The following is a 15,240-nucleotide window of genomic DNA, read 5'->3' as shown; positions in this document are numbered from 1 at the left end:
TATAATATTCATAAATCAACTAAAAAAAAATAGCCCTCAAGGGCTATAAAGTTGTTACAGTACCATTTCTGTTATGTTGCATGTTAAAATCTGATTATAATTTAAATTTGCTGAGCTCATCTCTCCTTTTAATGTTTAACTTTATAAATACTTTTTTCAGGGTATTTTTTACTGTATATATTGAAATAAAAAGTTTTTCGGCTATTTCAGCGTTATTAAGCCCCTCTTGAACCAAAATTGATATTTCTCTCTCTCTTGGAGTAAGCTTATAATCATCTTCATATAATTCCTTATTGATGGCAGCAACACCACGTTCTTGCCTTTTTAAAAGTTTTAATATATCTTTCACACCTGACTGATATTTTTGTATTAACATAGCTCGTTCTAACATCGGTATTATTTCATTCCCCATCTCGGCAAAAGGCATGTAAACTCTGTCGGGCAATGCAATGTCAAGGGCATATCTCATGTAATTCTGAGCATCTCCGAACCTTCCTTCAGACTGCTTCATAATTCCCAGCAGTATGTATAAATAAACCTTTGTAAGAAGGAAATTCAGTTTATCTGCAAGCAGAAGATACTCTTCTGATAATCCATATATTTCAGATCTATTCTTCATTCCTCCACTTAACCAGAGATAGCGCAAATGAATAATATGAGCAAAAGAAGTGGCTACTTCATAAAGATTCAAAGGAACTGTCCTGAATTCAGTGATCCACTCGGGAACATCATCTGGATTACCTCTGATTACTGCTAAGAATCCAACACACAAATCTCTGACATACTGAACCCTCTGCTCTGAAGCACTATCAATTTTTCTGTCAATCTGCTCCATATCTTTAATAAGCGCATCTGTATCACCCCGAAGAATTGCAATTCTTGCCAATTGCAGCTGTGCACACATGAAAATACTGTCCTGCCTCATCTTGTCTGCAGCATAAACAGCTCTGTAGCAAAACGGCTCTGAAGCCTCATCGTCTCCCCTGAGAAGAAATGCTTCACTTCTCATAGCCCATCCGGCTCCGCTTCCATGACCGCATGCAAGCTTGCTGTAGTAAGGAATACATTCATCCATAAGCTTCATCTCGCCATCAAGTTTACCGATTTCACCCCAAAACATATATATAACAGAAGGTGCCCCAAAAGTCCAAGAGTGATTCGCTACAATAAGCTTTGAAGGTCCCTGAAGCATTTCGTATGCTTTTCTGTGCATCTTACTCATTTCATAAATATCATTAAATTTCGAAAAAGACATAAGAAGCATAAACTCTCCGCTAAGCTTTCTTTCTTCGAATTCCAAATCGGCGCTATTTTCAAGTATTTTTTTAATAATTCCGCATAATTCAGCAAATTGCTCAGCCTTACCCAGTAAAAACAGTTCAAAAGCAAAAACAAATATAAGCCCGGGATACTTATTTAGTATTTCATCGGATGTGTTTTCAATAACATTCATCATAAATATATCTGACCCTTTGCCCAGATAATCTATTAAATCGGCACCCTTAAGTGGAAGTTTCATCAACTCTTCATAGTTTTTTGAATAGTAAAAAAATCTTGCTGCCTGGTAGTACTTCTTGACCTCTGCACATGACCTTCCTGCAGTTTCATATATTGCCCGCTTTTCTTCCTTATCGGCAAACCGCTCTATTCTGTAAATAAGGTATTCTTTTAAAAGGTTATGCATTACGTAGGCTCCTACGCTGTGCTCATACCTTAAAAAAGTATTATTTTTTATTAGATTTACGGCATATTGCGGAAGCTTGACCACATTTAGAATTATACAAACCTGCTCTACCGAAAATGATTCAAGTATAGAAAGATAAAGCAGAAGAGACTGTTGTTCCTTGCTTAATCTTTTCCATATTATAGTTTCAATGAGTTGATTTATTCCTTCACATCTATTTAGTGTTCCTGTTTCTTTATACTCCATACTGTACATATTAAGAGGTGCCACCCAGCCTTCTGTCATTCTATAAACATCTCTGTTTTCATTTGCAGTAAGCCGTATACCGTTATGAAGAAACAACTGCCTAACATCATCCTTTTCGTACATAAATATGCTTTCCCCTATATACTTCATAACAGAAGGATGCGATACGTATAAATTCTCTTTGTGCGACGGCTGTGAAATTATAATGAAATGAAGGTAATAGTTTTTATGATTTGAAATTGCCTCCAGCAAAAGCTGAGGAAGCTGGTCTCTTATAAGCTGGAAATTATCAACAACAAATACTGTATCAAAACTGCATCGTATTTCCTGAATATACTTGCATATTTGCACTAAATTTTCATCGCAAGGCATACCGAGAAGCCGAAGCTTACGAGCAGCCAACGAATCGGCCTGCTCCAGAATTGCACATATGCCATTCCATGCTGCAGCAGCTGATTCACCAAGGCATGTATACCATAAGTATTTTAAATTTTTGTCTTTTTTGTTGCTCAGATATTCTTTTACTGCAATTGTTTTCCCGAATCCCGAAGGAGCCTCAATCAATGTTAAACTGCTGTGCAATGTCTGTTCAATCTTATTAAGTATACGTTCTGGAACATAATATAAATTATTGATTTTTTTCCTTTTGATTGTCATTCTATCCCCCCTTTCAATTCATTCCAAAATAAGATTCTTCTTACATTATTATACCTTATGATAAGTTGTACTACAAGCATAAGCTGCTGTATCAGCATTGTAAACTGCAAGAATTTTATCTGTACAAATCTTACTTTTACAATACGCAATGAACATATTATCTATTACATGAAATATTTTCCTGACATCTTTCTCATATCAGGAAAATATCATGCAATAATATTTTTTGTGCACTTATCGTCCAAAATATCATGATCTATATACTAGCTTTTTTCTCTACAAGACTAGTTATTGCTCCAACAGCAATGAACAACACCCCAGCTACAGGCCATAAAATCCATGATATGTCCCATCTGCCAGTAATAAAGCTATAACCTAAGTAAAGCGCTGTTGCTACCGCCCAGTATATAGATGATACAGCTTTGAGCACACCGCTTTTTTTATCTGCAGCATAATCCTCTTCTTGAAGAAGAACTTTACATGCTTCGTATAAACCATTATTTTTTATAATATTGTACGTTGAACATGCGACTATTGTAATTGTTATAATTAAAGCCAGAACAGTCATGCCGCCTTCTTGAAATATAAAGGAAGCCAGTAAAATAGGCAGTGCACTTAAAATGTAGGCAGAAACTGAAAAACTGACAGCACGCCTATAAACAGGCTCCTCCTGCTTCTTAATTTCGCGAACCATGTGCTCAGCTTGATAATCTAATTCAAATAGTTCTTTTTTTAGCCTTTCGTATTTTTCCATTCCTACAGAATATCTTATCAAAATATATACTCCTGCTGCTACAAGCAGCAGTAAAGTTGTAAGTCCCAATATAAGAGCATACTCTTCCTTAAAGTCTATAAAACCCTCCACGAGACCGAACAGGCCTATGAGAAGTACTGGTGACATAATACAAAGCCATACTCCCAATGCAATCTTTGGAGCAACTTCCCCTGAAGCTTCTATATATGCCTTCGCATAGTCTAATGTAATCAGCGGCATGCTTCTTTGATTAAGAGCGTCACTGATTCCCAGTGTCTCAGCAAGCTCCTCCAAATTGCCAAATTCTGAAATTACAATTCCAACAGCTTCATTTTCTGTTTTGCCGCTGTTTTTCAATTCCTGATATTTGTCACCCATCATTTCTGTTAAATCTTTTTTCGCTCTTAAAACTTCTGCTGTCTTAGGCAATCCAGCAAACATGTTCTCGAGGTAACTTATAATTGTATTCATTAATTCCCTCCTTCTATAAACTTGCATATAACTTCCTGCGTTATTTTCCATTCCTCACATTTTTCTCTGTAATAGCCTCGCCCTTTATTCGTTATTTTGTAATAAGTCCTTGTTTTACCGTTAGTTTCACTTCCTGGATAAGATTCAATCAGTCCGTTTGACTCCATTCTCTTAAAAGCCGAATATAGCGTTGTTTCCTTCATTACATATTTTTCATCAGTCATTTGTCTAATCTGTCTTGAAATCTCGTACCCATAAGACGGTTCACGAAGCAACAGATATAAAATCATTATATCATTATAGCCACGTATTACATCACTGCTTATCATATACCTTCCTCTTTCAAAGCTTATTAATTACTTTACCTGTCGTACTACGACTGTCGTAGTAAATATAACATAATTACTGCGACAAATCAAGTAATTTTAAACAAAAAAATTGGCGACTAAGAGTACCGTCTTAATCGTCAACATATTTGATATTTTAGAATCCATATTTAAAATATTTGAAAATTTTTCATTATTACAATAAGTTTGAAAATGCCGGTGCTAGGACAACAGTCAGCAGACCTGACACAGCAATAGATAGGCTGCTCATAGCACCATGAACTTCTCCTAACTCAAGAGCCCTTGAAGTCCCTATTGCATGAGAGGCTGTCCCAAGTGAAAGCCCAATGGAAATAGGATTTTTAATCTTAAAAAGTTTGCATATTCCTTCTCCTAAAACACTTCCGACTATTCCGGTCAACACAATAGCTGCAACTGTAATTGTCTCCATACCACCCAATTCTTCTGATACGGCTATGCCTATGGCTGTAGTAATTGATTTTGGCAACAACGTCACATACATGCCGTGAGAGAGTTTAAAAATTGCAGATAAAGCAAGAATACTTGTAAGACTTGTTAAAACGCCGGTCAAGATTCCGATCATAATAGCCTTAAAGTTTTTTTTCAACAAATCGAGCTGCTGGTACAATGGAATTGCCAGACATACTGTCGCAGGAGTTAAGAAATAACTTATGTACTTACCTCCATTATTATAACTTTCATAATCTATATCAAATACTAAAAGAATTGTAACTATAATAACAATTGAAACAAGTAGGGGATTAAGAATACTGAGTTTTAACTTTTTATTTAATTGTACACCTATAATGAATGCCGCCAGGCTGACAGCAACTCCAAAATATACTGAATTACTTACCACATCTTTCATTTATCTTTCACCGTTCCTTTTTAATATAAAATCTGTCATTTTTCCTGTAGTTGCCATAACAAGAACTGTAGTTAAGATTGTAATAATCATAATAGGAATTAATATGTGTGCAACGTCGCTCCACACATCTATTAATCCTACCGCAGGTGGTATAAACATTATAGGCATTATCTCAAGAAGAGAATCTCCCACAGATTTTACATGTTCTAACTTTATAATATTTGTTTTTAAGCATATCAGCATTAGGAGCAACCCGTAAATGCTGGCTGGTATAGGTAATGGTATAAAAAAATACATACCTTCTCCTATAAATGTTACTGTAAGTATAATAACAAGCTGTACAATATAGTTCATTTTTTACCTCTGTCTCAATATAATTGACTTATATTATATCATAATATTTTTTTATTTAAAGATTTATTTATACCAAAAACCCCGAATTTACATTCGGGGTTTTTCATGATAATACAATCAAGTTGTAGGTTTTAATATTGATTCTTACTTAATTATTGTGGCTGTTGATATTCCGTCTTCCTGAATATAGTCTATTTTATAGCCCAGCTTTTCAAAATCTCGTATTTTAACCATCGTTGTGCTGTCAACGAGCACACCCGTCATATCTGTTTTCTGTCCGTCTCTTACTATATAAGCTTTTTTATTAGCATCGTCCCACTCAACTTCTTCTCCAAATGACTCTCCAATATACCTCAACGGAAGATATACCCTTTCGTCAATCAATGTATATGTTTCATAATCATACTCTGAAGTATTGTCAAGTCTGTATTTAACAATATCCGCACTGTAGCTTTCAGGATACCATGTAAGCTCTATTTTATTTACAGGATTAATTCTATCTTCTGTTGCATTATGCAGTTTTTCAAATTCATCTACAGTTATAGAGTCCTCTGGTAATTCTTTCTTTTCCACATCTGCCGGAGTGACTTCAGTTTTTAATTCAAAGTTTCCTGAATTTACACCTTCTAAAACAAGACTTCCTTCTATTGCTTGAATATATGATTTACCTTTTTTATAAATTTCTTCCTTTATGCTGCTTCCATCAACCATTTCCATGCTTTTCTTAAATTCATCTGTCTCAATATCTGCCTCAATGAATAGAACAGCTTCATCAAGAAAATCATAATAATCCTGACGACTGCCTTTTAACTCCTCAAGGAATTCTTCTTTTTCTTCTTCAGATATTCCCATTTGATCAGCGCTTATATAATCAAATATACCTTCAACATATTTTACAGTTTCATCAAAAATGGTTTCTCTATTTTCATCAGCATATTTTACTAATTTCTTAATAAATTCCACCGCATTTTCAGGATCAAGTTCTATTGAATATCCTCCGCTGATTTTTTTGACCAAGTCAGAGTCAAAACCTTTGAATGCAGTCTTTAAGTAATTTATTGAAGGGTCATACATATCTTCATAAATATCCTTAGAAGCATATATATCTTCATAGAAAGAACTATAGTTTTCACTGTAATATTCACCAAAATCGTAAAGCATTATGTATTCAACATCTTTGAGTTCAACATTATATAATGCATCCATCACTTCTTTGTTTTCAGGTTCACTCCCAAACTCTTCGCTTAATTTAAGCACTTCAAGTATGATTGCTTTAGAAACATACATTTTGTTATCGGACACTACTAAATTGATAGGAAGATTATTTTCCACATCATTAACCTTGATATCCGCATTCATATCTAAATATATGCTATCCAAATCTTCAAGATTTACTTCGCCTTCTAACTTAAAGTCAATGTCGTATGACTCCCCAGCAAGTTCCTCAGGTACATAAATCTTTGTAGTGTTATTGAATTCATATTGTTTTATATCGTTTATTTCTTTTGATAATTCAAAATAACCAATTTCATTTGTTCCACATGCCGTAAGCGGAATAATAGTCATAAGCCCTATAAGCAGCATGCTTATTAATTTTTTACCCATATCTAGCTCCTCATCATTAATTAATTTATTTATTGTATTCTAACACATATACAATAAATTTACAAACTATTCCGAGCAATATAAAAGGCAGTTTCAAAAGAAACTGCCTTCTGCTAATCTTAGTATTTCATTTCAGACATTCTTACGTAGCTGTCATATCTATCTTTAGCATCTTTTTCTGCTTTAACAAATAATTGTTCAGCTATTTCAGGGAATGACTTCTTCAAAGAAGCATATCTTACTTCGCCTTCCAAGAATTCTATAAATGAAGCACTTGGAACTTTGGAATCCAGTGTGAACGGGTTCTTTCCTTCTTCTTTAAGAAGAGGATTAAATCTGTATAAATGCCAGTATCCAGCTTCAACAGCTTTCTTTTCTCTTTCAACAGTCTTGCCCATTCCTGCTTTAATACCGTGGTTGATACATGGAGCATAAGCAATGATCAATGATGGTCCATCATAGCTTTCAGCTTCTTTTAATGCTTTCAAGAATTGATTCTTATCAGCACCGATAGCAACCTGAGCTACATATACATAGCCATAAGTTGAAGCTATCATACCAAGGTCTTTTTTCTTAACTCTCTTACCAGATGCCGCAAATTTCGCAACTGAAGCGGTAGGAGTTGCTTTTGAAGACTGACCGCCTGTATTTGAGTAAACTTCTGTATCAACAACCAGAACATTTACATCTTCACCTGATGCCAATACGTGGTCTAATCCGCCGTATCCAATATCATATGCCCAGCCGTCACCACCGATTATCCATTGTGATTTTTTAACAAGGAAATCTTTCTTGTCTAGTATATTTTTAACATCAGCTGCACACTCAGCACAAGCATTAAATCCTTCTAATGCTGCTAAAACCTTATCTGATGCTGCTCTTGATTTTTCTCCGTCATTCTTTGTAGCTACCCATTCAGTTAATGCATTTTTAACTTCTTGTGAAATGTCTTTACCCAATAAGCTGTCTACTGATAACTGAATTGATTCTCTCATTTGTTTTACAGCTGTTGCCATACCAAGTCCGAACTCTGCGTTATCTTCAAACAATGAGTTAGCCCAAGATGGTCCTCTTCCGTTACAATCTTTAGTAAACGGAGTTGCAGGTGCTGATGCTCCCCAGATTGATGAACATCCTGTAGCATTAGCTATCATCATTCTGTCGCCAAATAACTGAGTGATAGTCTTAACATAAGCAGTTTCACCACAACCAGCGCAAGCTCCTGAGAATTCAAAGTATGGTTTACAGAACTGGCTTCCTTTTACAGAAGTTTTATCCATTAATCCATCTTTTATAGATACTTTATCTATAGCATATTTCCAATTAGAAACTTCTTTTTCAATTTCTTCTGCAATAGGAGTCATAACTAAAGCTTTGTTGCCTTTCTTACCTGGGCAGATATCTGCGCAGTTTCCGCAACCTGTACAATCCAGCGGGCTTATCTGAAGTCTGTATTCCAGTCCATCTAACCCTTTACCTATTGCTTTTAATGTTTTAAAGTTTTCTGGTGCATTAGCTTTTTCGTTTGCATCAAGTAATGTAGGTCTTATTACAGCATGAGGACATACAAATGCACATTGGTTACACTGAATACAGTTTTCAGCTTCCCATTTTGGAACTTCAACTGCAATTCCTCTCTTTTCGTAAGCAGCTGTTCCCTGTGGGAATGTACCATCTTCAATTCCTTCAAATGTGCTTACTGGTAAGCTGTCGCCTTCTTGTCTATTCATTACGTCAACAACTTTTTTAACAAATTCTGGTTTTTCTTCTTCAGTAAATGGTACAGCTAAACCGCTGTTAGCTTTTGGATCATCCTTAGCATCTTTCCATGATGCAGGAACATCAATTTTTACTAACTCGGCAATACCTTTTTGAACGGCTTCTTTGTTCATGTTAACTATATTTTCGCCTTTTTTGCCGTATGATTTAACTATAGCTGCATTTAAGTATTCAACTGCATCTTCCAAAGGAATTACATCTGCCAATTTGAAGAATGCAGACTGGATAATCATGTTAGTTCTATTTCCAAGACCTATTTCATGCGCAATACTTGTTGCATTAATAGTATAGAAGTTTATTTCTTTTTCAGCTAAATATTTTTTATATTTTGCAGGTAACTTAGATTCAAGCTCTTCTTTTGACCAAATAGTATTTAATAGGAAGTTTCCGCCTTTCTTAAGACCTGTCAATACATCATATTTATTAATATATGATTGCTGTGACAGTGAAACAAAGTCAGCTTCATCTATCAAATAAGTTGATCTAATAGGTGATTTACCGAATCTTAAGTGAGAAACAGTAACACCGCCTGATTTCTTAGAGTCATATGAGAAATATCCTTGAGCATACATATTTGTATGGTCTCCGATAATCTTAATAGCATCTTTGTTAGCTCCAACAGTACCGTCTGAACCAAGGCCCCAGAATTTACATCTTATTGTACCTGAAGCTGATGTATTTACTACTTCCGGAGTTTCAAGAGATGTGAAAGTAACGTCATCTACTATACCGATTGTAAATCCATCTTTCGGCTGGTCTTGTTTTAAATTGTTATATACTGCAAATATTTGAGCAGGTGTAGTGTCTTTTGAACCAAGACCATATCTTCCGCCAACTATTACAGGTTGTTTTTCATTTCTGTAGAATAATGATTTAACGTCTAAGAACAATGGTTCTCCAACTGAACCCGGTTCTTTTGATCTGTCAAGAACTGCTATTTTTTTAACAGTTTCCGGCAATACGTCAAAGAAGTATTTTGATGAGAAAGGTCTGTAAAGATGTACTATAACTATACCAACTTTTTCTCCCTGAGCATTTAAGTAGTCAACTACTTCTTCAGCTGTTTCAGTAACAGAACCCATTGCAACTATTATATTTTCTGCATCTGGAGCTCCATAATAATTAAATGGTTTATATTCTCTTCCTGTTAATTTTTCAATTTCCTTCATATAGTCGGCAACTGCATCCGGAACTACATTATAGAATTTGTTTGAAGATTCTTTTGCCTGGAAGTATATATCAGGATTTTGAGCTGTACCTCTAGTTACAGGATGTTCAGGATTCAATGCTCTTGCTCTGAATTCATTCACAGCATCCATATCAACTAATTTTGCTAAATCATCATAATTCAAAACTTCTATTTTCTGAATTTCATGAGATGTTCTGAAACCGTCGAAGAAATGTACAAAAGGAACTCTTGTCTTAAGAGTAGCTAAGTGTGCAACTCCTCCTAAATCCATAGCCTCTTGAACGCTGCTTGATGCTAATAATGCAAAACCTGTTTGTCTTGCTGCCATAATATCTGAATGGTCCCCAAATATTGACAGTGCGTGTCCGGCAATTGCTCTTGCAGAAACATGGAATACGGCCGGTAATAATTCACCTGCTATTTTATACATATTCGGAATCATCAATAATAATCCCTGTGAAGCTGTGTATGTAGTAGTAAGTGCACCTGCCTGCAATGAGCCGTGAACAGCTCCGGAAGCGCCTCCCTCTGATTGCATTTCCACAACTTTTACAGTTTGTCCAAAGATGTTCTTTTGTCCGTGAGCTGCCCATTCATCAGCAAGTTCAGCCATTGGAGAAGAAGGTGTTATTGGGAATATTGCCGCAACATCTGTAAAGGCATATGAAACATACGCTGCAGCTGTATTTCCGTCCATAGTTTTCATAACTTTTGACATTATATTTCCTCCCATATAAATATTAGTTTATATAATTTAACCATAATAACATAAATAATTTATATTTATATTATTTTTATTGTTTATATTGTTTATAACATAAAAAAAATCGTAACTTCTTGTATTGCTATAAACAATCCATACACATTTGATTATATATTAAAGCAAAAATAAATGCAACCAAAAAAATTGCATATTTTTTTATAATGCTTATCTGTTCCGTTCTGATATAAACATCTGGTTTTCTCGATAAAATAAATAAATTATAGACTTCAATACATACGTTATCATTCTTGATAAAACGTATTTTTTTTTTTATTTTTGCAAGATATTTTATAAAAGCTTCAGTTATATGGAAAGACTTTTAAATCTTTTGTTATATGTTTCCAAAGGATTGTATCCCAAAAGCTTTTGTCTGTAGTTTTTAGCCGCTATTTCAATTATTGCAGAAATATTTCTTCCCGGTCTAACAGGAATTACAACTGTAGGAACTTTTACGCCTAAAATTTCTGTAAAATCCTCATTTATTCCGATTCTATCATATTCTTTATTTTCATCCCACTCTTCAAGTTCTATGACAATTTCAACAAACTGCTCTATTCTTATGGAACCGACTCCAAACAAATGCTTTATATCAAGTATTCCTATTCCTCTTATTTCCATAAGGTGCTGGGTAAGCTCAGGACACGTTGCCTTTAAGTCATTATCAACTTTTTTAATAATAACGGCATCATCTGCTACCAACCGGTGTCCACGATTAATAAGTTCAAGAGATGTTTCGCTTTTTCCTATACCGCTTTTTCCTTTTATTAAAACACCTACCCCAAAAACTTCGAGGCATACTCCATGTATTGTCGTTTCTTCTGCCAATTCCTCCTCAAGAAAATTAATAAGTACATTTTGAAGTTTATCTGTTTTTTGATTTGAAGTAAAAACAGGCCTTTTATATTTTTTTGCGTAGTGAATTATATCTTCATCTGCTCCCATATCATTTGCTATTACAAGAGCAGGAATAGGAAAGCTGAAAAATTTATCCAGCCTCTGCCGTTTAACTTTTATGTCCAATGTTTTCAGGTAAAACATTTCTGCTTTTCCCATAACTTGAACCCTTTCAAATGAAAACCAATCAAAGTAGCCAGCCATTTGAAGGCCGGGTCTTATTATTTCCGGCGTATAGATCCTTGACTGTACATCCTCCGGATAATATACAGGCTCAAACTTCATATAATTTACTAAATCCTCAAGCTTTACATATTGCATCTTTGTTACCATCCCTCTATCTTAGCTGTTTATTGCTCGAAATTACTTTATATGTCTTTTATTTTTTTATCTTTGAAATAGCTGTAAACCGACTCTGCGGCTCTTAAATTCATTCCTGCCACACCCGCAAGCTCTTCAACACTTTTATTTTTTATATTATCAACTGACCCAAATTCCCTCAGCAGATTTACCTTTCTTTTCTCTCCTATATTTTCAATATTGTCCAGTTCTGACTTAAACAGTGTTTTATCTCTTAAATTCCGATGATATTCAATTGCAAACCTATGTGCTTCTTCTTGAATTCTATAAATCAAGCGATAAACTTTGTCAGTTTTATTGAATTCTATTTCTTTATTTTTGTAAATCAGCCCTCTTGTAGTGTGCTTATCATCCTTTATCATTCCACAAACGGGTATATTTAGTCCATAATTGTATATAACTTCTTCTGCAATGCTGGTTTGTCCCTTTCCTCCATCAATCAATATTAAATCGGGCATCTTATTAAATCCGTTAATTTCTCCCCGGTCAAGGCCTCTGTTAATTCGTCTTTCAAGAACTTCTTCCATACTTTTATAGTCGTTTGGTCCCTTCACCGTTTTAATTCTAAACCTTCTGTAATTACTTTTGCTCGGAATGCCCTTCTCAAATACAACCATTGACCCAACCGATTCAACTCCCTGTATATTTGAAATATCATAGGCTTCAATCCTTGCAGGGATACTTTCTAATTCCAGCAAATCTTTAAGAGCCTCTACCGCCTGCATGCTTTCATCAATACTTCTTTTTATTCTCTGGCTTCCTTTTTCCAATATTTCAAGCGCATTCTTCTTTATCATTTTAATCAGCATGCTTTTGTCTCCCTTTAAAGGCACCTTAACGGAAACTTTGTTGCCTCTTTTTTGCGACAACAGCTTTTCAAATACTTCCCTATCTTCAATGTCGGTTTCTATATAAATTTCTTTAGGTATATATACAGTTCCTGTGTAAAATTGTGATAAAAACGAACTGATAACTTTTTCCCGTTCCTCATTTTCCGTATTTGTCAGCAAATAATGCTCCCTTCCTATTATTTTGCCGTTTCGTATGAAAAATATCTGAATGCATGATTCCTCAATTCCCATAGCACTTCCTATGACATCTTGGTCAAGATTGTTATTGGCTGCAACAATTTTCTGTTTTTCCGAAATTAATTCCAGAGCTTTTATCTGATCTCTATACTTTGCGGCCATTTCAAAATCCAGTATCTCTGAAGCAAGCTTCATTTTTTTAGTCAATGAAACAATAAGTTCTTTTTCTCCACCAGCTAAAAATGCAACTGCTTTATTCATTTCTTCCCTATATTCCTTTGCGTCCACATTTCCCATGCACGGAGCGGTACATCTGTTTATATGGTAATGCAGGCATGGCCTTTTATTCTTTTTGCTTCCGTCTAATTTAAGAGAACATTTCCTGAGTTTATACAGACTTCCTATAATATCAATGATTTCATTAACAGCATAAGCACTGGGATACGGTCCAAAATATTTTGCTCCGTCCTTTTTAACTTCTCTTACCTTGTAAATTCTCGGATATTTTTCCTGAACGGATATTTTAATATAAGGATACTGCTTGTCATCCCTTAAGATAGTATTATATTTAGGTCTGTATTTTTTTATTAAGTTTGCCTCTAGAATTAGTGCTTCTACTTCATTATCTACAATTATATATTCAAACTCAGCAATATTTCTTATCATAGCCTCGATTTTAGGCGCATGATTCTTTGATTGGAAGTACTGCCGAACCCTTTTTTTAAGATTTTTCGCCTTACCCACATAAATTATTTCGCCAAATTTATTTTTCATCTGGTACACACCGGGATTGTCGGGCATCTTTTTTAATTCTTCCTGTATATTAAACATATTTGCTCCCTGAACTTTATGCAACTGTCTTAATTTTCACTGATAATTATTACGATTAAATTTCTAACGCTTCATGCTTCTTTTTTTATAAAAAACCATGAAAGGCTTAGAAACTTCTTGATAAATACATATGTATTATACCACATTTATCTTAAAATTAACATAATATTGAAATTAATTCTTTATTAAATTTTACCGTTTTTTTGTATTTTTTCAGAAAAAAGGTTGTATCATATTTCCTTTATTATATAATGGAATAAACAGCAAAAGGAGGATTATATGATTAATAAGGAACGATTGCTTAATACTTTTATGGAATACGTAAAGATAGACAGCGAAACTAAAAACGAGAAAGCTATCGGAGAAAAAATTTTAAAAGATTTAGAGGCATTAGGGTTGGAAACTTATACTGACGAAGCAGGTAAAAAACTTAACTCCAACGGAAACAATATTTATTGCTTTATACCTGGATCATTGGAAAGTACCCCCATGCTTTTTTCAGCACATATGGATACTGTTACACCAGGCGCGGGAATTGAACCATACATAGACTGCGAATACATAAAAAGCAGAGGCAATACAATATTAGGCGGAGATGACAAGGCCGGCGTAGTTGCAATATTGGAAGCGGTGCGAAGTATAAAGGAAAAAAATCTGAAGCACAGACCCATTGAAATTGTATTTTCAATCTGCGAAGAAGGCGGCGTAAACGGAGTCAAGGAAGTTGAATTTAACAGGCTTAAGTCAAAGGAAGCAGTAATTCTTGACAGCGGCGGAGGACCCGGTAAAATTATAACAGAAGCACCCGGACAAACAAGAATATTCGCCAAAATAAAGGGAAAAGCCGCACATGCAGGAGCATGTCCGGAAAACGGTGTAAGCGCTATAGTAGCTGCTGCTGAAGCCATATCAAACATGAAACTTTTAAGAGTTGATTCAGATACAACTGCAAATATTGGAACTCTCAAAGCAGAAGGCCCAACCAATATAGTATCACCGCTTGCAGAAATAGTAGCAGAAGCACGAAGCCGATCAACCGAAAAATTAGATGCTCAGGCAGAACACATGATAGAATGCCTTCAGCAGTCATGTGAAAAATATAAAGCAAATTTAGATTACACATTAGAAAACTGCTACTATTCTTATAAGATAGATCCAAATGACGAGCACCTTAAAACAATATCAGATGTATGCCAAGAACTTGGGCTCAAAGTTGAAAAAGTTCCTTCAGGAGGTGGAAGTGACGCCAATATCTATAATAAGAACGGAATAAAAGCAATAAATATAGGAGCCGGAATGGAGCTTGCTCACACCATAGATGAAAAGCTTAATATTGAAGATTTCATAAATGCGTCAAAGGTAGTCCTTAAATTAATGACTAGATAGTTTTTCATTACAAATTAACCACAT

General features: G+C 34.8%; 10 protein-coding genes. 1 reads left to right on the top strand and 9 read right to left on the bottom strand.

Annotated features, from left to right (window positions below):
* Positions 1-94: 94 nt before the first annotated feature.
* The 9 genes from RBQ61_RS04715 to uvrC all read right to left on the bottom strand — a co-directional run bounded on the left by RBQ61_RS04715 (position 95) and on the right by uvrC (position 13,830).
* On the bottom strand, positions 95-2,587 hold the full coding sequence (locus RBQ61_RS04715) for a LuxR C-terminal-related transcriptional regulator (protein ID WP_308139362.1): 2,493 nt from the start codon (positions 2,585-2,587) through the stop codon (positions 95-97).
* A gap of 256 nt (positions 2,588-2,843) precedes the next feature.
* Positions 2,844-3,812, bottom strand: coding sequence for a permease prefix domain 1-containing protein (locus tag RBQ61_RS04710; protein ID WP_308139361.1), 969 nt, complete (start codon positions 3,810-3,812; stop codon positions 2,844-2,846).
* A complete protein-coding gene (locus tag RBQ61_RS04705) occupies positions 3,812-4,141 on the bottom strand; it encodes a PadR family transcriptional regulator (RefSeq protein WP_308139360.1) in 330 nt (109 codons plus the stop codon). The genes RBQ61_RS04710 and RBQ61_RS04705 overlap by 1 nt, the downstream gene beginning before the upstream one ends.
* Positions 4,142-4,334: 193 nt before the next feature.
* A complete protein-coding gene (locus RBQ61_RS04700; protein WP_308139359.1) occupies positions 4,335-5,027 on the bottom strand; it encodes an LrgB family protein in 693 nt (230 codons plus the stop codon).
* The gene (locus tag RBQ61_RS04695; RefSeq protein ID WP_308139358.1) at positions 5,028-5,381 is read right to left on the bottom strand and encodes a CidA/LrgA family protein; all 354 of its coding nucleotides are present in this window, start codon (positions 5,379-5,381) and stop codon (positions 5,028-5,030) included.
* A 144-nt stretch (positions 5,382-5,525) separates the two neighbouring features.
* Positions 5,526-6,986 carry a copper amine oxidase N-terminal domain-containing protein gene (locus RBQ61_RS04690; RefSeq protein WP_308139357.1) on the bottom strand — a complete coding sequence of 487 codons (1,461 nt, stop codon included), beginning with the start codon at positions 6,984-6,986 and terminating at the stop codon, positions 5,526-5,528.
* Positions 6,987-7,105: 119 nt separating this feature from the next.
* Entirely contained in the window at positions 7,106-10,672 is a 3,567-nt protein-coding gene (nifJ, locus tag RBQ61_RS04685) for a pyruvate:ferredoxin (flavodoxin) oxidoreductase (RefSeq protein ID WP_308139356.1), read from the bottom strand.
* Between the two features lie 348 nt (positions 10,673-11,020).
* Positions 11,021-11,932, bottom strand: a complete 912-nt coding sequence (gene hprK / locus RBQ61_RS04680) for an HPr(Ser) kinase/phosphatase (RefSeq protein WP_308139355.1) — start codon at positions 11,930-11,932, stop codon at positions 11,021-11,023.
* Between the two features lie 47 nt (positions 11,933-11,979).
* Positions 11,980-13,830: an excinuclease ABC subunit UvrC gene (gene uvrC / locus RBQ61_RS04675; protein ID WP_308139354.1), complete on the bottom strand. Its 1,851-nt coding sequence runs from the start codon at positions 13,828-13,830 to the stop codon at positions 11,980-11,982.
* 279 nt (positions 13,831-14,109) lie between these two features.
* Here uvrC and RBQ61_RS04670 point away from each other — a divergent pair, with 279 nt between their 5' ends.
* Entirely contained in the window at positions 14,110-15,216 is a 1,107-nt protein-coding gene (locus tag RBQ61_RS04670) for a M20/M25/M40 family metallo-hydrolase (protein WP_308139353.1), read from the top strand.
* Positions 15,217-15,240 lie beyond the last annotated feature (24 nt).

This window comes from Sedimentibacter sp. MB35-C1 (assembly GCF_030913635.1).
In the GTDB taxonomy this organism is placed as follows: domain Bacteria; phylum Bacillota; class Clostridia; order Tissierellales; family Sedimentibacteraceae; genus Sedimentibacter.
Note: the sequence above shows the minus strand (reverse complement) of the source record. Positions and strands in the feature narration are given on the sequence as shown.

Coding starts and splice junctions, on each gene's coding strand:
- RBQ61_RS04715 (WP_308139362.1), bottom strand. CDS start 2,587: ATGACAATCAAAAGGAAAAAAATCAATAATTTATATTATGTTCCAGAA.
- RBQ61_RS04710 (WP_308139361.1), bottom strand. CDS start 3,812: ATGAATACAATTATAAGTTACCTCGAGAACATGTTTGCTGGATTGCCT.
- RBQ61_RS04705 (WP_308139360.1), bottom strand. CDS start 4,141: ATGATAAGCAGTGATGTAATACGTGGCTATAATGATATAATGATTTTA.
- RBQ61_RS04700 (WP_308139359.1), bottom strand. CDS start 5,027: ATGAAAGATGTGGTAAGTAATTCAGTATATTTTGGAGTTGCTGTCAGC.
- RBQ61_RS04695 (WP_308139358.1), bottom strand. CDS start 5,381: ATGAACTATATTGTACAGCTTGTTATTATACTTACAGTAACATTTATA.
- RBQ61_RS04690 (WP_308139357.1), bottom strand. CDS start 6,986: ATGGGTAAAAAATTAATAAGCATGCTGCTTATAGGGCTTATGACTATT.
- nifJ (WP_308139356.1), bottom strand. CDS start 10,672: ATGTCAAAAGTTATGAAAACTATGGACGGAAATACAGCTGCAGCGTAT.
- hprK (WP_308139355.1), bottom strand. CDS start 11,932: ATGCAATATGTAAAGCTTGAGGATTTAGTAAATTATATGAAGTTTGAG.
- uvrC (WP_308139354.1), bottom strand. CDS start 13,830: ATGTTTAATATACAGGAAGAATTAAAAAAGATGCCCGACAATCCCGGT.
- RBQ61_RS04670 (WP_308139353.1), top strand. CDS start 14,110: ATGATTAATAAGGAACGATTGCTTAATACTTTTATGGAATACGTAAAG.